18 protein-coding genes are annotated in these 20994 nt (G+C 64.5%); 13 read left to right on the top strand and 5 right to left on the bottom strand.

Going from position 1 to position 20994, the window contains the following annotated elements; all coding sequences use genetic code 11:
* Positions 1 to 17 precede the first annotated feature (17 nt).
* The 5 genes from petA to DVT68_RS04910 all read left to right on the top strand — a co-directional run bounded on the left by petA (position 18) and on the right by DVT68_RS04910 (position 3992).
* The gene (gene petA / locus DVT68_RS04930) at positions 18 to 623 is read left to right on the top strand and encodes a ubiquinol-cytochrome c reductase iron-sulfur subunit (RefSeq protein WP_114823886.1); all 606 of its coding nucleotides are present in this window, start codon (positions 18 to 20) and stop codon (positions 621 to 623) included.
* The gene (locus DVT68_RS04925) at positions 623 to 1924 is read left to right on the top strand and encodes a cytochrome b (RefSeq protein ID WP_114823885.1); all 1302 of its coding nucleotides are present in this window, start codon (positions 623 to 625) and stop codon (positions 1922 to 1924) included. The genes petA and DVT68_RS04925 overlap by 1 nt, the downstream gene beginning before the upstream one ends.
* Before the next feature lie 13 nt (positions 1925 to 1937).
* A complete protein-coding gene (locus DVT68_RS04920; RefSeq protein ID WP_114823884.1) occupies positions 1938 to 2672 on the top strand; it encodes a cytochrome c1 in 735 nt (244 codons plus the stop codon).
* A gap of 76 nt (positions 2673 to 2748) precedes the next feature.
* Positions 2749 to 3372 carry a glutathione S-transferase N-terminal domain-containing protein gene (locus DVT68_RS04915; RefSeq protein WP_114823883.1) on the top strand — a complete coding sequence of 208 codons (624 nt, stop codon included), beginning with the start codon at positions 2749 to 2751 and terminating at the stop codon, positions 3370 to 3372.
* Positions 3373 to 3539: 167 nt separating this feature from the next.
* Positions 3540 to 3992 (top strand): ClpXP protease specificity-enhancing factor, encoded by a 453-nt coding sequence (locus DVT68_RS04910; protein ID WP_233523347.1) that lies wholly within the window; start codon positions 3540 to 3542, stop codon positions 3990 to 3992.
* A gap of 17 nt (positions 3993 to 4009) precedes the next feature.
* Here DVT68_RS04910 and DVT68_RS04905 read toward each other — a convergent pair whose 3' ends face one another.
* The 4 genes from DVT68_RS04905 to DVT68_RS04890 form a co-directional block, all read right to left on the bottom strand.
* Positions 4010 to 4417 (bottom strand): DUF3301 domain-containing protein, encoded by a 408-nt coding sequence (locus DVT68_RS04905; RefSeq protein WP_114823882.1) that lies wholly within the window; start codon positions 4415 to 4417, stop codon positions 4010 to 4012.
* A gap of 140 nt (positions 4418 to 4557) precedes the next feature.
* The gene (gene nadC, locus DVT68_RS04900; RefSeq protein ID WP_114823881.1) at positions 4558 to 5412 is read right to left on the bottom strand and encodes a carboxylating nicotinate-nucleotide diphosphorylase; all 855 of its coding nucleotides are present in this window, start codon (positions 5410 to 5412) and stop codon (positions 4558 to 4560) included.
* Positions 5409 to 7703, bottom strand: a complete 2295-nt coding sequence (locus DVT68_RS04895) for a DUF1631 domain-containing protein (protein ID WP_114823880.1) — start codon at positions 7701 to 7703, stop codon at positions 5409 to 5411. The genes nadC and DVT68_RS04895 overlap by 4 nt, the downstream gene beginning before the upstream one ends.
* Positions 7704 to 7864: 161 nt before the next feature.
* Entirely contained in the window at positions 7865 to 8137 is a 273-nt protein-coding gene (locus DVT68_RS04890) for a Trm112 family protein (RefSeq protein WP_114823879.1), read from the bottom strand.
* 68 nt (positions 8138 to 8205) lie between these two features.
* Between DVT68_RS04890 and purE the strand changes: the two genes are divergently transcribed.
* Complete coding sequence (purE, locus tag DVT68_RS04885; RefSeq protein WP_114824395.1) at positions 8206 to 8709, top strand: 5-(carboxyamino)imidazole ribonucleotide mutase; 504 nt, start codon at positions 8206 to 8208, stop codon at positions 8707 to 8709.
* Positions 8706 to 9869, top strand: coding sequence for a 5-(carboxyamino)imidazole ribonucleotide synthase (locus DVT68_RS04880; RefSeq protein ID WP_114823878.1), 1164 nt, complete (start codon positions 8706 to 8708; stop codon positions 9867 to 9869). Before purE ends, DVT68_RS04880 begins: the two co-directional genes overlap by 4 nt.
* 75 nt (positions 9870 to 9944) lie before the next feature.
* Here DVT68_RS04880 and sodB read toward each other — a convergent pair whose 3' ends face one another.
* Positions 9945 to 10523: a superoxide dismutase [Fe] gene (gene sodB / locus DVT68_RS04875; RefSeq protein WP_114823877.1), complete on the bottom strand. Its 579-nt coding sequence runs from the start codon at positions 10521 to 10523 to the stop codon at positions 9945 to 9947.
* Positions 10524 to 10648: 125 nt separating this feature from the next.
* Here sodB and grxD point away from each other — a divergent pair, with 125 nt between their 5' ends.
* The 6 genes from grxD (at position 10649) to DVT68_RS04845 (ending at position 20886) form a co-directional block, all read left to right on the top strand.
* The gene (gene grxD, locus DVT68_RS04870; protein WP_114823876.1) at positions 10649 to 10972 is read left to right on the top strand and encodes a Grx4 family monothiol glutaredoxin; all 324 of its coding nucleotides are present in this window, start codon (positions 10649 to 10651) and stop codon (positions 10970 to 10972) included.
* Positions 10972 to 11742 (top strand): SDR family NAD(P)-dependent oxidoreductase, encoded by a 771-nt coding sequence (locus tag DVT68_RS04865; protein WP_114823875.1) that lies wholly within the window; start codon positions 10972 to 10974, stop codon positions 11740 to 11742. The genes grxD and DVT68_RS04865 overlap by 1 nt, the downstream gene beginning before the upstream one ends.
* A 36-nt stretch (positions 11743 to 11778) precedes the next feature.
* On the top strand, positions 11779 to 12378 hold the full coding sequence (locus tag DVT68_RS04860; RefSeq protein ID WP_114824394.1) for a YhgN family NAAT transporter: 600 nt from the start codon (positions 11779 to 11781) through the stop codon (positions 12376 to 12378).
* A gap of 184 nt (positions 12379 to 12562) precedes the next feature.
* Positions 12563 to 14272, top strand: a complete 1710-nt coding sequence (olsF, locus tag DVT68_RS04855) for a bifunctional ornithine lipid synthase OlsF (protein WP_114823874.1) — start codon at positions 12563 to 12565, stop codon at positions 14270 to 14272.
* 458 nt (positions 14273 to 14730) lie between these two features.
* Entirely contained in the window at positions 14731 to 17154 is a 2424-nt protein-coding gene (locus tag DVT68_RS04850) for a TonB-dependent receptor (RefSeq protein ID WP_114823873.1), read from the top strand.
* Between the two features lie 411 nt (positions 17155 to 17565).
* A complete protein-coding gene (locus tag DVT68_RS04845; RefSeq protein WP_114823872.1) occupies positions 17566 to 20886 on the top strand; it encodes a TonB-dependent receptor in 3321 nt (1106 codons plus the stop codon).
* Positions 20887 to 20994 lie beyond the last annotated feature (108 nt).

Below are 20994 nucleotides of genomic sequence, written 5' to 3'. Positions count from 1 at the left end.
AAGTACCGGAGAGCCTGATGGCGAACGAAGTCGTCGATCACGGCCGCCGCCGATTCCTCACTGCGACCACCGTTGTGGTCGGAGGCGTGGGAGTCGTTGCAGCGGCCGTGCCCTTCATCAAGTCGTGGGAGCCCAGTGCGCGGGCCAAATCCGCGGGTGCGCCGGTCACGGTCGATATCAGCAAGATCGAATCGGGACAGAAGGTCACCTATCCGTGGCGCGGCCTCCCGGTCTTCGTGGTCTACCGTACCCAGGCCCAGCTCGATGCGCTGCCCAGCCAGGACAGCCGTCTGGTCGACGCCAAGTCCAACCAGGGCTCGGCCGAACAGCAGCCCGCGTACGCACAGAACGCAAACCGTTCCATCAAGCCCCAGTGGCTCGTGCTGGTCGGCCTGTGCACCCACCTCGGCTGCGTGCCTGACTTCGTCCCGGTGATGAAGCCCGAGCCGTTCGATCCGGACTGGAAGGGCGGCTTCTACTGCCCCTGCCACAAGTCGCGTTATGACATGGCCGGTCGCGTTTACGCCGGCGTGCCGGCACCGAAGAACCTGCTGGTGCCTCCGTACCATTTCGTCGACGACACGCACATCCAGATTGGCGTGGATCCGAAGGAGGCAGGCTGATGGCCAACGTATTCACGCGTGTCGGTGATTGGGTCACCGAGCGTGCGCCGGGCCTGATGCCGGCGTACCGCAAGCACATGACCGAGTATTACGCGCCGAAGAACTTCAATCTTTGGTACTACTTCGGTTCGCTCGCCCTGGTGGTTCTGGTCAACCAGATCGTCACCGGCATCTTCCTCACCATGAACTACAAGACGAGTGCGGCGGAAGCCTTCAACTCGGTCGAGTACATCATGCGTGACGTGGAGTGGGGCTGGCTCATCCGCTACATGCACTCCACGGGCGCCTCGCTGTTCTTCGTCGTGGTGTTCCTGCACATGTTCCGCGGCCTGATGTACGGCTCGTACCACAAGCCGCGCGAACTGGTGTGGCTGCTCGGCATGCTGATCTTCCTCGCGCTGATGGCCGAGGCCTTCATGGGCTACGTGCTGCCGTGGGGCAACATGTCGTTCTGGGGCGCCAAGGTGATCATCTCGCTGTTCGGCACCATCCCGGTGATCGGCGGCAGCCTGGTCGAGTGGATCATGGGTGACTACCTGCCCGCCGACGCCACGCTCAACCGCTTCTTCGCGCTGCACGTGATCGCGCTGCCGATCGTGCTGCTGCTGTTGGTCGTGCTGCACCTGGCCGCGCTGCATGAAGTGGGCTCGAACAACCCGGACGGCGTCGACGTCAAGCACGGCCCGAAGGGCAACCGCTGGGATCCGAAGGCCCCGACCGACGGCATTCCCTTCCACCCGTACTACACGGTGAAGGACACCTTCGGTGTCGGCTTCTTCCTGATCATCGCCGCGTTCATCATCTTCTTCGCGCCGACGTTCGGTGGCTGGTTCCTCGAGCACGACAACTTCCTGCCGGCGAACAACCTGGTGACGCCGACGCACATCAAGCCGTCGTGGTACTTCACCCCGTTCTACGCCATCCTGCGCATGATCCCGTCGTTCTTCGGCACCGCCTTCTGGGGTGTGCTGGGCATGTTCGGCGCCATCGCGCTGTTGTTCCTGCTGCCCTGGATCGATGCCGGCAAGGTGCGCTCCATCCGCTATCGCGGCACGGGTTTCCGGGTGGCGCTGCTGACCTTCGCCGGTTCCTTCATCGGACTGGCCCTGGTGGGCGCGGGTGTGGTCGGCGAGAAGCTGGTCGAGTGGGTCCCCTCGGACGCTACCTTCTGGGAAAACACGTTCGGTCGCGTGATGACCGCCCTCTACTTCGGGTACTTCGTGTTCCTCTGGTTCTACACGCGCCTTGGCTGGGAAAAGACCAAGCCGGTGCCGGAGCGGGTGGTGTTTGACCATGACTAAGCGACAGTCCCCGATGAAGAAAGCCATCTACTCGTTTGCACTTGCGATTGGTCTCCTGGTCGGCGTCACCTCGACGGCGTCGGCCCAGGAAGCGCAGCTGCCTGCCGCCGGCACCAACATCCGCGATCAGGCCTCGCTCCAGCGTGGCGCCAAGTTGTTCTTCAACTACTGCGTCGGCTGCCACTCGCTGAAGTACGTGCGTTATTCGCGTCTCGCCGAGGACCTGGGCCTGAGTGAAGACGAGGTCATGAAGAACCTCAACTTCACCGGCGCCAAGTTCGGCGACGCGATCACCTCGCGCATGCCGGAGGACCTCGCCCAGCAGTACTTCGGCAAGGCCCCGCCGGATCTTTCGCTCGAGGTTCGCTCCAAGGAGCAGGGTCCCGACTGGGTCTTCAATTACCTGAACTCCTTCTACCTGGACCCCAGCCGTCCGGTGGGTTGGAACAATGCGGTGTTCCCGAACGCCTCGATGCCCAACCCCTTGTGGGAGCTGCAGGGCCTGCAGACGGCGGTGAAGAAGGACGGCTCGGACGAGGTGGAGAAGCTGGAACTCTCCCAGCCGGGCAAGCTCACCCCGGCCCAGTTCCAGCAGGCCACGCGTGACCTGACGGCCTTCCTGGAGTGGGCCTCCGAGCCGGCCGCCCTGCAACGCCAGCACTACGGCATCTGGGTTCTGCTCTTCCTGGCAGGCTTCACTTTCCTGGCATATCTGCTAAAGAAGGAGTACTGGAGGGACGTCCACTAAGGACGCCCCCCGGGAAGCCTGAGGTACGGCGGCCTAGTGCCGCCGTATTCGCATAAAGTCGATGGGGAGATCGCGCATGGTCCAAAGCGCTCGTTCGCGTACCGCACTCACCCTCTACACCACCGCCGATGGCATCCAGTGCCACCGGGTCCGATTGGTCCTCGCCGCCAAGGGCGTCAGCTACGAGCGGGTCATGGTCGATCCGGTCAAGCCGCCGGAAGATTTGTTGGACCTCAACCCCTACGGCGGCACGCCGACTTTGGTCGACCGTGACCTGACGCTCTACAACACCGCGGTCGTCTGCGAATATCTGGACGAGCGCTATCCGCATCCGCCGTTGATGCCGATTGATCCCTTGTCGCGCGCCCGACTGCGCCTGGCTACCGTCCGCATCGAGCTGGATTGGCTGCCCGAAGTGGACGCCATCCGGGCCGGTGGCCGCCCCGCTGATGCCGCCCGCAAGCGACTGCGCGAACACCTGCTGGCCTCCTTGCCACTGTTCAAGGCGTCACGCTTTTTTCTCAATCCCGAGATGAGCCTCACCGACTGCCTGGTGGCGCCGGTGGTCTGGCGCTTGCCCTGGCTGGGTGTCGACCTGGGGCGGGAGGGCAAGCCAATCCTGGACTACGGTGAGCGCCTGTTCGCCAGCCAGGGGTTTGCGCGGAGCATGACCCCCGAAGAAAAGGCGATGCGCCCCTGAGTGGACGGTGCCGCCGACCCGTGTCTGGCGACGCCGACGCGGGTTCCCGCCGGGCGGGCATTGTTGCGATCCCGCGACATTCCGAGCCGGCTTCGCATTACACTGCGCCGATCGATCCGGCCTGGCCTGTCTGGTTGCCTCGAGGCCGGTCTCCATCAGGTTTCTGAATGACCGACGACAAGCTTCCGCCGATGACCTCCAATCGCCCGTACCTGCTGCGGGCGATCTACGACTGGATTTCCGATAACCAACTGACGCCCTACGTGCTGGTCGACGCCACGCGCGAAGGGGTGCGGGTGCCGCCGCAGGTCGTGAAGAACGGCCAGGTGGTGCTGAACCTGGCCATGCGCGCCGTGGCCAACCTCGACCTGGGCAACGACTGGATCAGTTTCCAGGCCCGTTTCTCCGGCGTCAGCCACAACATCCATATTCCAGTGCTCGCCGTGCTGGCGCTGTACGCCCAGGAGAATGGGCAGGGCATGATGTTTCCGGCCGAAGAGGGCGGCGACCAGCCCCCGCCGTCCTCGCCCGATCCCGACGATACGCCGCCGACGACCGAGGGCGATCAGGCCGGGGACAAGCCCAAGCGCAGCGCCCCGTTCCTGCGAGTGGTGAAGTAAGGCCCGGATTGGTCGCCTCAGTGCAGGCGACTGTCCTTGCGCAGGTGTGGCCTCAGGGGAATCACGTTGTCGGCCGGCGGCGGGGTCATGTGCTCCGCCATCAGGTCGGGCAGGTGGCTCTGGATGGTGGGTAGGCTAAGGCCTGTCAGGCTGCGCTCGATCATCCAGAGGCGGCCCGGTTCGCGATCGTCACCGTCGATGCTCACCTCGAAGGTGTAGCAGCGTTCCAGCGCAACACGACCATGCAGGCGGCGCAGGCGCAGGCTGCGCAGGCCCACGCTCTCATCCAGCAGTTGCAGTCCGTGCTGGCGACACTGTTGCCGCGCTTCCTGCACTGCTTGTTCGCGGCCGCGGCTGAGCTTCAGCCAGGCGCCGATGATGGCCAGCAAGACCAGCAGCAGGATCAGGTCGGGAAGTTCGCTCATGGGCTGAGAGTGGAGGCGATGGTGATGGCCTGCAAGTCATCCTGCCTCGGCGGGCGTCAAGGCGAGGTGGGATCAGCTACGGGCCGCGGTCCCGCCGTGGCCGCCCGCGGGGTCGTAGCTATTGCGCGGGGAGGGATGCGTCAGTCCAGTTGCAGCCGCAGGGACAAATCCACCGCGCGCACGTGTTTGGTCAGGGCGCCCACCGAGATGTAATCCACGCCGGTGTGTGCGTACTCGCCAATGGTGGACAGATCCACGTTGCCGGAAATTTCCAGCTCTGCGCGCCCCTTGGCGATGGACACTGCCTCCCGCATCAGTGGCAGGGTGAAGTTGTCCAGCATGATGCGATCAGCGCCTGCTTCCAGCGCCTGGCTCAGCTCGTCGAGGTTCTCGACCTCGATCTCCAGCAACAGCGACGGGTGCAGGCGTCGCGCGGCCTCGGCAGCGGCGCGGATGCCGCCGGCGGCGATGATGTGGTTTTCCTTGACCAGGATGGCGTCATACAGGCCCACCCGGTGATTGTGGCCACCACCACAGCGCACCGCGTATTTCTGGGCCAGGCGCAGGCCGGGCACGGTCTTGCGTGTATCGAGCACGCGCACGCCGGTGCCGGCCACCGCAGCCACATAGGCGGCCGTGGTCGTCGCGGTGGCGGACAGCAGCTGCAGGAAATTCAGCGCAGTGCGCTCCGCGCTCACCATCGGGCGGGCGCGGCCACGCAGGCGGCAGATCACCGCGCCCGCCTGGACGCGGTCGCCGTCGCGCACCGACCAGTCGATCTGGACGTCCGGGTCGAGTCGGCGAAAACTCGCGTCGAACCAGTCGATGCCGGCCATGACGGCCTCTTCGCGGCAGGTCAGGGTGGCGCTGGCGAGGGCCTCGGCGGGCAGCAGGTCGGCGGTGGCGTCACCGCTGCCGATGTCTTCGGCAAAAGCGCGCTCCACGTCCGCCCGGATCAGGTCGGACGAGGGCGGGGCAAGTCGGTTATTGGTCATTCGGTGGTGTGGCTGGTTGCCGTGGCAGGCTGGCTGAGGCGACCGACGATGGCGTCCAGCGCGCGGTCGAACAGGGCGGTGGAGTCGAGTACGCGGGCTACGCCTGCGGCTAGCGCCCCCGCCAGTTCGTGCGGTGAGTAGTCGGCGACCTTGAGTCCGCGACGGTTCACGAACAGGTAGCGGCCGCTCATCGGGCTGATCCATGAGAGCTTGGCTCGCTCCACCGTTTCCGGCTCGCTCATGAACTCCAGCCACGTGCCCGGCTTGAGCTCGGCGACCAGGCGCGATTCCGGCGTATCCAGCGGCGGCTCGACCTCGGGTTCGGTGCGGGTCAGCTCTTCCTGCGTTTCGGCGATGGGCTGGATGCTCTCCGGGATCGGCAGGCTCCTGGATTCCTCCACCGCCTGCACCTCGGCCTCCGGCACGGCTTCGCCGAGCTGGTGGCGGTAATAGGTGTGCAGCTGGGCCAGCAGACGGTCGATGTCGCTTTCCTGGAACGCCACGTTGGCGAGGCCGCGGCGCAGGGCGCGCTCGATCCCCGGCAACATCTGGCGCAGGGCGCGACGCTCGTCGAGCGTGCGCGCCGGCTTGGTGCTGTCGATGAAATCGCCGGCGAAACGCAGCGCGTCGCGGAACTCGGACGATTCCTCACCCTGGCGCAGGATGGTCAGCACCAGGTAGTTGGCCCACGCGCGCGACAGGATGCCGTGGATCAGCGGCGGCAGATTCTTGCCGTCGATGCGGCTGAGGATCTCGCGTGCGGCACGGCGGCGCGCCTGCTCCAGCTTCTCGCGTCCGCGGGTGGACTCGGCCACGCGCTGTTCGGCCAGTTCGGCGCGGCGGCGGCTGATGTCCTGGAATTCCTGCAGCTCCACGCAAAGCCGCTCGAAGATGCTCAGGTCGTCGTCGAAGTCCTGCAGCAGGCGGTCGACGATGGACTTGATCTTGTCGTGCAGGCGGTGGTCGCGGTCCGATTCGGCCGACCAGCCCTTGGCCGCATCGGCGAGGTTGTCCAGCAGGCGGCGCGCCGGATGCTGGCGGTGGGCGAACAGCTTGCGATCGAGGATGGCCGCCTTGAGATACGGGATCTGCAGGCGAGCCAGCATCACCTGCATCTCGGTGGGCAGGTTGCGGTCTTCGAGGATGAATTCGAACAGCATGCCGACGAGATCGATGGTGTCCTCATCGATGGTCGACACCTGGCTGGGCTTCTCGCCACGCAGCGAGCCGATCTGCGCCAGCAGGTGCTCCTTGAGCTGCTGCACCTCGCCGGCCAGTTCCAGGGCGTTGCTGCTGCCGCTATGGACGGGCAGGTGCTGGTTGATGGCGGCCTGGCTCTGCAGCACGCTCAGCGCGCCGATCAGCTCGTTGGCGCTCGGCAGCTGCACCGCTCCCGCCGGGAGACGCACGGTGGCGCCTTCGGGGCCGGTGCGTCGTGCGCTGAAAAGTGTGCGCAGGGTCTGCAGCAATTCGTTCGAGGCGGCGCCTTCATCGTCCTGCAGGAACGCGCCACCCTCGGCGCCCTCGGCCCCCGCTGCGCCGGCATCTTGGGCGCCGGCGCCGGCGCCGCGTTGAGCCCCGCCCCCGCGCGCGACTTCATGGCGCAGCTGCGGCAGCACGCCGGCGCGCGCCAGTTCGGCGTTGATTTCCTGATACAGCTCATCCAGCGAGGCGAGCACGTAGCGGTCGAACAGCTTGTAGATGATCAGCTTGACGCGCATCTCGGCGTTGAGCTCGCGCATCGCCTGGCGGAACGCCTGCGACAGCGCGGCCGGTCCGACCGGGTTGGTGCTGTCCTCGATCTGCAGGCCACCGTAGATGACCGAGAGGCGCTGGTTCACGGCGAACAGCTCGCGAGTCAGGCGCGTCTCGTTCTTGCCGATCATGCTGGTGATGGCCAGCGACTCTTCCAGTTCGTTGTCGGCCACCAGCGACAGCTCGCCGGTCCCGATAGGCAGCGGGACGCCGCTGGTGGTGGTGCGATATTTGGAGGCGAAGTCGCTCAGCTCGCGCGAAACCAGGCTGAGGAAACCACGCTCGACCATCGGGCGGCGCTTGCGCACTTCGCGCATGCCGTCGAAATAGTGCATCTGCGCCGCGTTGTTCTCGGCCTTCTCGGCCAGGTCGAACAGCGCATCGTCGACATGTTCGAACATGCCGTTGATCAAGATCTGCAGGCGACGGCCCGCGATGTCCCGGACGTTGTTCAAGAGAGCGCCTCCGCGCTCGCTGGACGGGTCCAGGCGCTGGCTCAGGCTGACGATATTGGAAGGTTCACTGGCGTCTTTCATCGCCACACCCCTGAAGTGATGCCGACGTGCGTTCAGCCCATTCCGACATTGACGCCCTTTTACAATAAGGGAAAGCCGGTGACGCTGTCATGCATCGCATCGATATATGTCGACGCGTTCACACTGCGCGTAGGGTCTTACGACAAATGGCCTTGCCCGGCTCAAGCAGCCGCCGGGAAATCCCCCAGCTGGAGGGTGCCGATGCCCTCTTCGGGCAGCATCACCGGGATGCCGTCTTCGACCCGGTAGATGACCTTGCGGTCGGTCGTGATCAGCCCCTCGGACAGGGCGGCGTTGACCGGCGCGCCGGCGACGCTCTGGACCTGGCCGTTGCCGATGGCGGCATTGAGGGCTTCCAGCTCGGGACGGCTGAGCGGGCGGACGGGAACCTTGCTGACCGGGCAGCACAGGATGTCGAGCAGGCGTTTATCCATGGGAGCAGGCGGGATCGTGCCGAAACGCGGAAAGTCCGTACAATAACCCCTTTTGGATGGCTTGGGTCATGACCTCGACTTCCCTCCCGCCGCGCGTGGGTGTTGTGATGGGCTCCCGTTCGGACTGGGAAACCATGGAGCACGCGTCCAGCGTGCTGGCGGAACTGGGCATCGCGCACGAAGTGCAGGTGGTGTCGGCGCACCGTACTCCGGACCTGCTGTTCCAGTATGCCGAGCAGGCAGTGGAGCGCGGCATCCAGGTCATCATCGCCGGCGCCGGCGGCGCCGCTCATCTGCCTGGCATGTTGGCGGCCAAGACCCGTTTGCCGGTGTTCGGCGTGCCGGTGCAGTCCAAGGCGCTCAACGGCATGGATTCCCTGCTGTCGATTGCGCAGATGCCGGCGGGCATCCCGGTGGGCACGCTGGCGATCGGTCGCGCCGGCGCCGTGAACGCCGGTCTGCTGGCCGCCTCAGTGCTGGCCCTGCATGACGCGTCGCTGGCCACGTCGCTGGACGCCTACCGCACGCGCCAGACCCAGAGCGTGCTTGACCACCCGGACCCGCGCGCGTGACCGACCGTCGCCAACCCGTGCTGGGCATCCTGGGGGGCGGCCAGCTCGCTCGCATGCTTGCGCTTGCTGCGGCCCCGCTGGGGGTGAAGAGCCTGGTGGTGGACAGCGCCGCCGATGCCTGCGCCGGCCAGGTCGCCCCACTGGTGGTCGCCGACTGGACCGACTATGAGGCGCTGGAGCACTTCGCCGCCCAGGTCGACGTGGTCACCTTCGATTTCGAGAATGTGCCGGCCGAGACCGCGCATTGGCTGGCCCGACGGGTTTCGGTGTTTCCCGCCCCTCGCGCCCTGGCCGTGGCGCAGGACCGTCTGGCCGAGAAGACCTTGTTCCGCGAGTGCGGGCTGCACACGCCCGACTTCAAGGCGATCGACACCCGCGAGGAGCTGGACCAGGCGCTGGCGGTGATCGGCGCGCCGGCCATCCTCAAGACCCGTCGACTGGGCTACGACGGCAAGGGCCAGTTCCGCCTCAAGTCGGTGGCCGATGCCGATGCGGCGTGGGCCGCGCTTGGCGCGCAGGCCACTGCGCATGGCCTGATCCTCGAAGCCTTCGTGCCGTTCGAGCGCGAACTGTCGGTGATCGCGGTGCGCGCCCGTGACGGCGAGTTCCGCACCTGGCCGCTGACCCAGAACTGGCACACCGACGGCGTGCTGTCGCTGAGCCTCGCGCCGGCGCCGGATATCGCGGCTTTGCAGGAGCGCGCCACCACGCTGGCTCGCACGCTGGCCGAGAAGCTCGAGTACGTGGGCGTGTTTGCACTGGAGTTGTTCGTCAAGGATGGCCAGCTGCTCGGCAACGAGATGGCGCCGCGCGTGCACAACTCCGGCCACTGGACCATCGAAGGGGCGCTCACCAGCCAGTTCGAGAACCATGTGCGCGCGGTGCTCGGCTTGCCGCTCGGCGACACGTCGGCGCGCGGACTGTCGACCATGTTCAACTGGATCGGTGAGCTTCCCGATGCCGCCCCCGTGCTCGAAGCGGTGGATGCGCACTGGCACGACTACGGCAAGCAGCCGCGCCCGGGCCGCAAGGTGGGGCATGCCACCGTGTGTGCTCCCCATGCGGGGCAACTGGTGGAGCGCCTGACCGGCATCGCGCATGCGCTGGGGCGTGACCAGCAGGCAGGCCCTGCGGTTGGCGAGTTGCTGGAACGGCGCTGATAGCGCTCCTGCCTATGAGCTGCAATGAAAAACGGGGCCATTCGGCCCCGTTTTCTTTCATGGCAAGTCGTGGACTCAGGCCAGGTTCTTGGCCGCGAAGTCCCAGTTCACCAGGTTCCAGAACGCCTCGATGTACTTCGGACGGGCGTTGCGGTAGTCGATGTAGTACGCGTGTTCCCACACGTCGCAGGTCAGCAGCGGCTTGTCGCTGCCGGTGATCGGCGTGGCGGCGTTGGAGGTGTTGACGATGCCCAGCGAACCATCCGGGCGCTGCACCAGCCAGGTCCAGCCGGAACCGAAGTTGCCGACGGCCGACTTGGTGAACTCTTCCTTGAACTTCTCCACCGAGCCGAAGGCCTTGGTGATGGCGTCGGCCAGCTTGCCGGTCGGCTCCTTGCCGCCGTTCGGGCTCAGCGAGTGCCAGTAGAAGGTGTGGTTCCAGATCTGGGCGGAATTATTGAACACGCCACCGGAGGACTTCTTGATGATGTCTTCCAGCGCAGCGCTCTCGAACTCGGTGCCCTTGATCAGGTTGTTGAGGTTGGTCACATAGGCCTGGTGGTGCTTGCCGTAGTGATATTCCAGCGTCTCGGCCGAGATATGCGGCTCGAGGGCGTTCTTTTCATAGGGCAGGGGGGGGAGTTCGATCGCCATGATGTGGCTCCTGGGCGTTGGCTGAGGAAAGGAGTCGCGTCGGCTTGGTCGCAGGTGGGCGGCCAGCAATGCACGACTGATACACTATCGAGCTATGCGCATTGTAATGATGAATGGCCCGAATTATGGATGTTAACGAGCGAATCAAGGCCGTGCTGGCCGAACACGCCATCGTGCTCTTCATGAAGGGCACGCCGCAGTTCCCGATGTGCGGCTTCTCCAGTCGTGCGGCGCAGGCGCTGCAGGAGGCGGGCGCCAACTTCCACGCCGTCAACGTGCTGGCGGACCCCGAGGTGCGCGCGGCCTTGCCGCATTACGCCAACTGGCCGACCTTCCCGCAGCTGTTTATCCAGGGCGAGCTGATCGGCGGCTGCGACATCATCGAGGACCTGAAGGCGTCCGGTGAGCTGACGCGCATGGCGGCGGATGTGACGGGGGCTGATTCCTGATGGCCCTTTCGTTCGCGCAACTCCCGGCGGGTTGGTCGCCCGCCGACGATACGCTTGCAGGCCGGGTCATCCTGGTCACCGGCGCCTACGGCGGCCTTGGCGCGGCGGTTGCGCGCGCCGCCACTCGCGCCGGCGCCACGGTGGTTATCACTGGTCGCCGCAAGCGACAGCTCGAGCAGCTCTACGACGCGATGGTGGGCGAGGGCCTGCCCGAGCCGATCATCCATCCGTTGGACATGGAAGCGGCGACGCCCAAGGACTACGAGGCGCTGGCCGATGGCCTGGAGCGTGACTTTGGACGTCTGGACGGCATCGTCCACGCGGCGGCCAGTTTCAATGGACTCACGCCACTGTCGGTGCACAAGCCGGACGACTGGCTGCGCGCGCTGCATGTGAATGTGTCGGCGCCGTTCGCGCTCACCCAGGCGTGCATGCCGTTGATGACGCGTGCGGAGGACAGCGCCGTGGTGTTCGTGCTCGACGATCCCGACCTGGTGCGGCGTGCGCACTGGGGTGGCTACGGGGTGTCCAAGGCGGCGCTGGAGCGTTACGCGGAAATCCTGCACGAAGAGACCGAGCAAACGCCGATGCGCGTCCATGCGCTGTTGCCCGGACCGATGCGCACTACGCTGCGTCGCGCCGCCTATTTTGGCGAGGACACCTCCACGCAGCCCTTGCCCGACGCCGCGGCTTCGGCGTCGATCTACCTGCTGGGCGCACAGGGTGTTGCGGCGCGCGGCGCGGCGCTCGACCTGCGACCGCGGGCATGATGACGCAAGTGGAGCGGCATTGAGATGGAAACGCAGATGACCACGCTGTCGGCGGCGATCCTGCTGTTCCTGATCATGGATCCGCTGGGCAACATCCCGATCTTCCTCAGCCTCTTGAAGGACGTCGCGCCCAAGCGCCGTCGCTTCGTGATGGTGCGCGAGCTGCTCATCGCGCTGGCCGTGCTGCTGGGTTTCCTGATGGGCGGCCAGTGGATCCTCAGGCTGCTGCAATTGCGGCAGGAGTCGATCAGCATCGCCGGCGGCATCGTGCTGTTCCTGATCGGCATCCGCATGGTGTTTCCTCCGGCCGATGGCGGCGGCATCTTCGGCAAGCCTGGCGAAGGCGAGCCGTTCATCGTGCCGATGGCCATCCCGGGCGTAGCCGGCCCCTCGGCGATGGCGGCGCTGCTGCTGCTCACCAACACGCAGCCCGGCCGCACGGCGGACTGGGCGATCGCCTTGCTGGGCGCGTGGCTGGCCACGTCGGTGATCCTGTTGTGTTCCACCTACCTGTTCCGTTGGCTGGGTGAGAGTGTGCTCACTGCCCTGGAGCGCGTGATGGGCATGCTGCTGATCGCGCTGTCGGTGCAGATGTTCCTCGGCGGCGTGGCCGCCTACCTCCATCTGGCCATCTGAGTCGCGTGAATGATTCGGGGGGGGGGCGCCACTTGCTGGTGGCGCTCCCGTGTTTGCGTGCGTGTGCTGTGCATCAATCGTGCCGGTGTAGTCCGATTGCACTTACGTGATCTTCCAGTCCAATCCGCATAACCTTGCTGTCATAATCTGCGACCAGCATTGGGGTCATTCTCAGGAGGCGGTCATGCTCAGCGTTGAACAGACCCTCACCGAACGCCTGCCATGGTTGGCGCAGCATCCCCTGATCCGCCGGCCGGTCGCCGGCATGCTAGGCCGCCTGGCTGACGAGGACGGCTTCAACCGGACGCTTACTGCGATTGGTGAGGCTGAGGGTTTCGATTTCGTCGAGCGCTCACTCGATCTCCTCGGTGTCAGCTACTACGTCAATCCGCGCGAGCGCGAGAACATTCCGGTCGAGGGCGGCCTGCTCATTGTCGCCAATCATCCGCTGGGCATGATGGATGCGCTGACCCTGCTGCAGATGGTCGGTTCCGTGCGCAGCGATGTGCGCATCCTCGCCAACGACTGGCTGATGTCGATCGACCAGCTGCACAAGCTGCTGCTGCCGGTCGACGTGTTCGGCAAGGGTGCAGCTTCCAAGATGCGCGAAATCTATCGTGCGCTGGACAACGGCGAAGCGCTGATTGTGTTTCCGGCTGGCGAAGTGTCACGTGTCCGTCCGTCGGGTCTGAGCGACGGGCGTTGGTCGGATGGTTTCGTGCGCCTGGCGCTGCGCAGTCGCGCGCCGGTGTTGCCGATCCATATTGCAGCCCGCAATTCGGCGTTCTTCTATGGCTTGTCGATGTTGTCCAAGCCGTTGAGCACGGCGATGTTGCCGCGTGAGGCGATTTCGCCGACGAGCCGGCGTGTGGGCTTCAGCGTGGGCCAGTTGGTGTCGGCGGACGAACTCGAGCAGCAGAGTGGCGGCTCGACCAAGCGGGCCGCCAAGCTGATGCGGCGCCATGTGTATCGCGTGGGTCGTCATCGCGGCCTGATCTTCGGCGGCCAGGCGCCTCTGGCGCATCCGGAGCCGACCGAGCGCGTGGTGGCGGAGCTGCAATCGCAGGCGGAGAAGCTGGCCGACCTCAATGACTGCAAGCAGGTGCTGCTGTTCAAGGGCGCGTCGGACAGTGCGGTGTTGCGCGAGATCGGCCGACTTCGTGAGCTGACGTTCCGCAAGGTGGGGGAGGGCACGGGCGCGCGTCGCGATCTCGATGTCTACGACCCGCACTATGAGCACCTCGTGCTGTGGGATCCCAAGGCGCTGCGGATTGTCGGCTCCTATCGCTTCGGCCACGGTGGGCGGCTGATTTCCGAGCGCGGCATGGCGGGGTTGTATACCGCCAGCCTGTTCAACTATTCGCCGGCGCTGGAATCGCGCCTTGCCCAAGGCCTGGAACTGGGGCGCAGCTTCATCGCACCGGCCTACTGGCGTTCGCGCGCGCTCGACCAGCTGTGGCAGGGCATTGGCCTGTACCTGCAGCGCCATCCGGAGCTGCGTTACCTTTTCGGCCCCGTCAGCATGTCGGTGAGCCTGCCCCTCGAGGCGCGTGAATGGATTGCGGCCGCACATCAGCATTACTTCGGCGCGCCGGGCCTGGCGTCGGCGCGGCAGCCGTTCGTGGTATCGCCCGCGGTCATTGATCTGGTGCGCAGCGCACTGGCCGGACTGGATCCAGCTGCCGGCCTGGGCAAGCTCAAGCACCACCTCGATGCCCTGGGTGTCAGTCTGCCGGTGCTGTATCGCCAGTACGTGGACCTGGTCGAGCCGGAAGGTGTGCAGTTCCTGGCCTTTGGCGAGGATCCGGGTTTCTCCGGGTGCGTGGACGGCCTGGTCATGCTCGACCTCGCCTCGCTCAAGCCCGCCAAGCGGGCCCGCTACCTGGGCAAATAATCGCGCGACCTACGGAACGTGCATCCTTGCGCTCAACGCAAGGATGCACCGTCACTCCTGCGCGCCTTCTTCGCCTGAGCGCCGAACTCAGCCGCCGACTGTCTCACGAACGTAGGACATTCGTGATTCATTGGTAAACTTCTTGTAAAATACTTACGCCAACCTTAGTAGCGTTGAGCCCTGCCCAAGAGGCGGACGCTACATGGCTCAACGCTCATCGGCTGTCATCGTAAATTCGCTCGACCCTTGTCGGTCGGGCTTTTTTTACGCCCGGAGGAACCGCTTTAACTTACGTTAAATGGCAAAATGTTGCGTAAAACCCATGAATTTACGCAACATCTTTCGATTTATCGAAAGACCCCTGCCAACGCGGCCCTCCCCGGAATTTGTTGCCCGTTTGCTGGCTGCCTCGCGCAGACGGCGAACCCACCACTTTGTCTCAATCGGAATCGACAATAATGAAACGAAACCACCTTTCCATGGCGATCGCTGTCGTGTTCTGCATGGCCGCCGGTTCGGCAGCAGCGCAGGACGCCACCGCCCAGGCGAACCAGTCGACCACCAACAAGGAAACGGCCGCCCAGCGTTCGAACGCGTCGAGCACGTCCAACACCACCACCTCTAACGACACCAAGCGCGTCCAGCAGCTCAACACGGTGACCGTGCAGGCGGACAGCCTGTCCCTGGGTGGCGGCCTGATGTCGGTGCAGACGGCCGCGAAGTCGGTTTCGACCATCACCCGCGACGCCATCGAGAAGGCTTCGCCGGGCGCGAACTTCACCCAGATGATCGCCACCATCCCGGGCGTGAACGCGGCCACGGATGACGTCACCGGCCTGGCCAACGGCCACTACAGCATCCGCGGCTTCGACTCCTCGGACATCGGCATGACCGTCAACGGCGCCCCGATCACCGATACTGGCAGCTACTCGGTGTACGCCACCGAATACGGTGACTCCGAGAACATGGGTGACATCACTGTGCTGCAGGGCATCCCGGACGTGGACATGCCCGACTCCGGCGCCAGCGGCGGCCACATCGGTTGGGCCACCATCGATCCGACCCACCAGGCTGGCGTGGATTTCACCCAGACCCTGGGCAACAACGACTATCGCCGTACCTTCATCCGCCTCAACACGGGTGATCTGGGCCCGGTGCGTTCCTGGCTGTCGTACTCCAACAACACCGCCGACAAGTGGCGCGGCGAGGGCGACATGACGGTGACCAAGGTCGACGGCAAGTCGATCTGGACCATCAATGACGACAACTCGATCAGCGCTTCGCTGCAGTACAACCGCGAAAACAACATCAACTACCGCTCGCTGACCAAGGCGCAGCTGGCCCAGAACGGCTACAACTACGACTACCTGCCGACCTGGATGCCGGGTTCCTCGACCGCGGCGATCAACAACAACACCTATTTCTACCGTCTGCGTACCAATCCGTTCTCCAGCTACCTGTTCAGCCTGGACGGCGAATTCAAGCTGGCCGACAGCCTGCGCCTGTCAGTGGTGCCGTACTTCTGGTACGGCAACGGTGGCGGTGGCGCCGGCTCCACGGTGACCGAGAGCACCTCGCCGCTGAACCGCTTCGGCTACGCCAACCAGGACGTCAATGGCGATGGTGTGGTCACTAATAACAGCAGGGGCGTGGTCTACTCGTACTCGGCGGCAACGACCTACCGCCCGGGCGTGATCGCCAAGTTCAACCAGGACTTCGGCCTGGACAACAGCCTCGAGTACGGCGTGTGGTACGAGCGCTCGCGCAAGAGCCAGGAGAACGTTCTGGGCGCCGTGGACAGCCAGGGCAACCCGGGCGACGTGTGGGCCAACTCGAACTTCATCTACTACCCGAGCGGCCTGCCGCAGAAGACCTACGACGAGTACACCACCACCGAGATCAAGAAGGGCTTTGTCACCGACAACTGGACCCCGAACGACCAGTGGACCTTCACCGCTGGCCTGAGCTACCTGTGGGAGAACCGCAGCGGCTTCGTGTGGGAGTACCCGGGTTCGACCGCCGGCTCGGCCACCAAGCTGCAGAACTACAGCGACCTGGACAAGGGCTGGAACAAGTTCCTGCCTGCGGCCGGCATCAAGTTCCAGCTGGATGAGCGCAACCAGTTCTTCATCGGTACCGGCAAGACCTTCCGTGCGCCGACGAACACGGTGGCGCTGCTCAACACGCTGGACAACCAGGAGCAGGCCAACGCGCCGGAAACGGCCTGGAACACCGACCTGGGCTACCGCTTCTACGGTGACGTGCTGTCGGCCAGCCTGGACGTCTACCACAGCAACTACAACAACAAGCAGGAAAGCGCCTACGACCAGGCCACCGGCTACACGTACTACACGTCCGTGCACCGCATGCACATGGACGGCTTCAGTGGCGAGGCGAGCTACAAGCTGGCCCAGTACTGGACGGCCTACGCCTCCTATACCTACACCAAGGCCGACATCGTCGGCAGCATCGACGGTGGCAGCGGCGACGGCATCTACCCGACCGACGGCAAGACCATGCCTGACACCGCCAAGCACATCGGCAACCTCAGCATCGGCTACGACGACGGCAGCCACCTGTGGGCGACGCTGTCGGCCCGCGTCACCAGCTCGCTGTACGGCGACTACATGAACACTGAGCGCGTCGGTGGCTTCACCACATTCAACCTGAGTGCCGGCTACAAGTTCGACAGCTGGTCGTGGCTGAAGAACCCGTACATCAAGTTGAACGTGTCCAACCTGACCGACCGCAAGGCTCTTTCGTACGTCAGCTCGGCGCAGTTCCTGGCCACCCCGGCAGGCTCGCTGTACACCAGCTCGCCGACCTACGGCCTGCTGCAGCCGCGCGCTTACATGGTGACCTTCGGCACCTCGCTGTTCTAAAGCATCACCCGCTCCCGCGTGAGCAAGCCGGCCCCGTCAAGGGGCCGGCTTTTTTTTGGCCCGCGAAAAGTCCGCATTCGATATGTCTGCCCTCCATTGACGGATACCTGGAGCGGAGCAGGAGAGAGCCATCCGGCCGCCAAGGCCTCGGAAAGAGCCTCTTGCATTGTCTTGCGATTCGGCCCTCTGAGATCGCAAGAACTGTGAATTAATCGTCAAGAAGTTACGTATTTGTAATATAATACGACTACATTCGTCGTGATGAGTCCGGGCTGGCGGCCACGCCGGCCACCTGAGGGCGCATCAAATATTTTTCTGGGAATCAGTCACTTAAGACGGTTGTGGAGGGGCATGGGATCCCTCTGTGCTGGTCCCGTGCTTTTTTGCGAATCTCTTAGGGGTCGAATCTCGATGAACATCGCTTTGCGCAATAAGTTGCTGCCGGTGGCCATTGCCGCGCTGCTTGCGGCTTCGCCGGTCCTGGCTCAGGACACCTCCTCCACGATCAGCGGCCGCGTGCTGGACGCCAGTGGCCAGCCGGTGGCGGGCGCCACCGTACAGATCGTGCACGAGCCCACAGGCACCACCAAAACCACGGTCACGGACGCCAGCGGCCGCTATACCGCGCAGGGATTGCGCGTGGGCGGTCCGTTCGACGTCAAGGTCTCCAAGGATGGCGCGCAGACCGAGCAGGACAATGTCTTCCTGCAGCTCGCCCAGGACACGGCGATCAACCTGACCATCGGCTCTGCCGCCGCCGGCGCGCAGAACCTCGACGGCGTGAGCGTGTCGGCCAACGTGCTGTCGCAGACCTTCACGCCCGAGAACAAGGGCATCAGCACCAACATCTCGCGTCGCGAACTGGAAGCCGCGCCGACGCCGGGCCGCTCGATCCAGAACATCGTGCGCATGGATCCCCGCGTGGTGATCACCGACCGCGCTCGCGGCGAGATCTCCGCAATCGGCCAGAACAGCCGCTACAACAACATCACCGTCGACTCGGTGAGCGCCAACGATCCGTTCGGCCTCAACGCGAACGGCCTGCCGACGCTGGGTACGCCGATCTCGCAGGACACGATCGAGGAATACAACATCTCGACGGCGAACTATGACACCGCCACCCGTCGCGGCCTGGGCGCCAACATCAACGCGGTGACCAAGAGCGGCACCAACGATTTCCACGGTTCGGTGTACTACGCGTTTCAGAACACCGACATGATCGGCGAGAACGAGCAAGGCAAGGACTACGCGGGCTTCAAGCGTCAGTGGGTGGGCGGCGCCACGGTCGGCGGTCCCATTATCAAGGACAAGCTGTTCTTCTTCGCCTCGCTGGAAAAGAGCGAGCAGGTCGGTTCCGGCAGCCCGTACGGCCCATCCGATTCCGGCGCCGCCACGCCGATCAAGAACCTGACCAACGCGCAGGTGCAGGCAATCCGTGACATTGCCGCCAAGCAGTACGGCATGACCGATATCGGTTCGGTCGGTGGCGGCAACTCCAACCTGGTCGACAAGCGCTACCTGGCCAAGATCGACTGGAATATCGCGGACAATCACCGCGCCAGCTTCACCTATAGCCAGACCAAGGAAAACAAGCCGATCATCACCGGCAGCAGCACCAAGCTGGTGCTGTCCAGCGGCTGGTACAAGACCAATGTCGACAACAAGAGCTACGCGTTCCACTTCTACGACGACTGGTCGGACATCTTCTCCACCGACACCACGCTGTCGTACGCCGACTTCAACCAGAACCGCGGCCCGTACAACGGCGTGGCGATGCCGGACATCACCATCTACCCGGCCCAGTACAGCGGCGGCTCGGCGGTGGAGTTCGGTACCGAGTACTCCAGCCAGGCGAACGTGCTGCAGGTGAAGACGCTGAACCTGGCGTGGGCGGGCACGCTGTATCTCGGCGAGCACACCCTCAAGGGTGGCTTCGATTTCGAGCGCGACAAGAACTACAACCTGTTCCTGCAGAACTATTACGGCAGCTACGTGTTCGAGGACCTCACCGGCGGTCCGGGCAATGGCCTGGATGCGTTCGCCCAGGGTAAGTACTACCAGTACCGCTACAACCGTCCTGCAGACGGGCTTTCGCTGGCTGACACGGCGGCGCGCTACACGCTCAACCAGTGGGGCCTCTTCCTGCAGGACACCTGGCAGGTCACCAATAACCTGTCTGTGCAGTACGGCGTGCGTGTCGACATCCCGCTGATGGACGACAAGCCGCTCTACAACGCCAAGTTCGCGCAGAACTTCAGCAACACCGATGGCACGCCTCGCAACAACCAGGTCACCATCAACGGCAATCGCGTGGTGCAGCCGCGCCTGTCGTTCAACTACGCCTTCAACACCGAACTGCTGACCCAGTTGCGCGGCGGCGCGGGCCTGTTCGTGACCAACCCGCCGGGCGTGTGGATCGGCAATATCTTCTCCAACTCCGGCGTGACCCAGGTGCAGTACAACTGCGGTCCGACCCAGAAGGGTTGCAGCACCAACCTGCCGCCGTTCAGCCCCGATCCGTTCAACCAGCCTAACGGCACGGCCGGCACGGGCCAGATGACGGTCAACACGATCGAGCCGGGCTTCCGCATTCCGAGCGCATGGAAGCTCAGCCTGGGCTTCGACAAGGAACTGCCCTGGTACGGCCTGATCGGCACGATCGACTACCAGCACATCAAGCAGCGTGATGCGATTTGGTACCAGAACCTCAACCTGGGCGCGCCGACCAATCAGCTGCCGGACGGTCGCTACACCTACTACAAGCTCCCCTATGCCGACCCCAAGGCGACCGGGCAGACGTCGCGCGCCAACGCCAACCCGGCGTTCTCCGACGCGGTGATCAACCTCGCCAATACCAGCAAGGGATCGGCGGACAGCCTCACGCTGGCGCTGAAGAAGCCGTTCGCGGATGACTGGCAGGGCATGGTCGGCTTCACCCTGAGTCGCGCGACCGAGGTGACTCCGGGCACCTCGAGCGTGGCCCGCTCGAACTGGGCCAACAACTATGTGATGAACCCGAATGAGAACGTGGCCAGCAACTCGAACTATTCGGTGCCGCGTCGCGTGATCGCCTCGCTGACCTGGCAGCACCGCTTCTGGGGCGACTACGTCACCAGCGCCGGCATGTTCTACGACGGCCACTCGGCCGCGCCGTACAGCTGGACGTTCGGCAACGACGCCAACGGCGACGGCTTCGTCAACGACCTCGCCTACATTCCGCGTCAGGGCGACGTGCTGTTCGGCTATCGCGACGCCAAGGGCAACCTGGTCACCACCGATCCGAAGCTGGTGCAGCAGTTCTACGACTACGTCCAGGGCAATGATTACCTGAAGAACCATCAGGGCAGCGTCGCCCGCCGCAACGGCGATCGTGCTGGCTGGATCAACCAGATCGACCTGAGCTTCAGTCAGGAGATTCCGGGCATCTTCAAGGGCAACAAGGGCGAGATCCGTTTCGATGTCTACAACTTCACGAACCTGCTGAACAAGCACTGGGGTATCGAGAAGCGCGTGAACTTCCCGGGCGGTCGCCCGCTGGCGGACTTCGCCGGCGTGGATCCGACCACCGGCAAGTACATCTACGACATCACCTGCGGCGGCAAGCTGACCTCCTGCACCAACTACATCTCCGGTGGCAGCTACAGCCCGCAGCCGATCCCGACCTATATCAACAACAACGACGACCTGGCCCAGCGCTGGTCGGTCCTGCTGACCCTGAAGTACAAGTTCTAATCACCGCACGCCCGGCGCGACAGACTGGAGGCCGGCGCCCGCGAGGGCGCCGGCTTTCTCTTTGCGGTGACGTCGCGTCCGTTCATGAAATTGGCTTGACCCTGCCCC

The sequence above is a fragment of the Dyella solisilvae genome (assembly GCF_003351225.1).
GTDB lineage: Bacteria > Pseudomonadota > Gammaproteobacteria > Xanthomonadales > Rhodanobacteraceae > Dyella > Dyella solisilvae.
This window is presented reverse-complemented; position numbering and strand designations above follow the sequence as displayed.

Excerpts from the sequence above, each read along its gene's own strand:
- petA (WP_114823886.1), top strand. The coding sequence starts at position 18 with ATGGCGAACGAAGTCGTCGATCACGGCCGCCGCCGATTCCTCACTGCG.
- DVT68_RS04925 (WP_114823885.1), top strand. The coding sequence starts at position 623 with ATGGCCAACGTATTCACGCGTGTCGGTGATTGGGTCACCGAGCGTGCG.
- DVT68_RS04920 (WP_114823884.1), top strand. The coding sequence starts at position 1,938 with ATGAAGAAAGCCATCTACTCGTTTGCACTTGCGATTGGTCTCCTGGTC.
- DVT68_RS04915 (WP_114823883.1), top strand. The coding sequence starts at position 2,749 with ATGGTCCAAAGCGCTCGTTCGCGTACCGCACTCACCCTCTACACCACC.
- DVT68_RS04910 (WP_233523347.1), top strand. The coding sequence starts at position 3,540 with ATGACCGACGACAAGCTTCCGCCGATGACCTCCAATCGCCCGTACCTG.
- DVT68_RS04905 (WP_114823882.1), bottom strand. The coding sequence starts at position 4,417 with ATGAGCGAACTTCCCGACCTGATCCTGCTGCTGGTCTTGCTGGCCATC.
- nadC (WP_114823881.1), bottom strand. The coding sequence starts at position 5,412 with ATGACCAATAACCGACTTGCCCCGCCCTCGTCCGACCTGATCCGGGCG.
- DVT68_RS04895 (WP_114823880.1), bottom strand. The coding sequence starts at position 7,703 with ATGAAAGACGCCAGTGAACCTTCCAATATCGTCAGCCTGAGCCAGCGC.
- DVT68_RS04890 (WP_114823879.1), bottom strand. The coding sequence starts at position 8,137 with ATGGATAAACGCCTGCTCGACATCCTGTGCTGCCCGGTCAGCAAGGTT.
- purE (WP_114824395.1), top strand. The coding sequence starts at position 8,206 with ATGACCTCGACTTCCCTCCCGCCGCGCGTGGGTGTTGTGATGGGCTCC.
- sodB (WP_114823877.1), bottom strand. The coding sequence starts at position 10,523 with ATGGCGATCGAACTCCCCCCCCTGCCCTATGAAAAGAACGCCCTCGAG.
- grxD (WP_114823876.1), top strand. The coding sequence starts at position 10,649 with ATGGATGTTAACGAGCGAATCAAGGCCGTGCTGGCCGAACACGCCATC.
- DVT68_RS04865 (WP_114823875.1), top strand. The coding sequence starts at position 10,972 with ATGGCCCTTTCGTTCGCGCAACTCCCGGCGGGTTGGTCGCCCGCCGAC.
- DVT68_RS04860 (WP_114824394.1), top strand. The coding sequence starts at position 11,779 with ATGACCACGCTGTCGGCGGCGATCCTGCTGTTCCTGATCATGGATCCG.
- olsF (WP_114823874.1), top strand. The coding sequence starts at position 12,563 with ATGCTCAGCGTTGAACAGACCCTCACCGAACGCCTGCCATGGTTGGCG.
- DVT68_RS04850 (WP_114823873.1), top strand. The coding sequence starts at position 14,731 with ATGAAACGAAACCACCTTTCCATGGCGATCGCTGTCGTGTTCTGCATG.
- DVT68_RS04845 (WP_114823872.1), top strand. The coding sequence starts at position 17,566 with ATGAACATCGCTTTGCGCAATAAGTTGCTGCCGGTGGCCATTGCCGCG.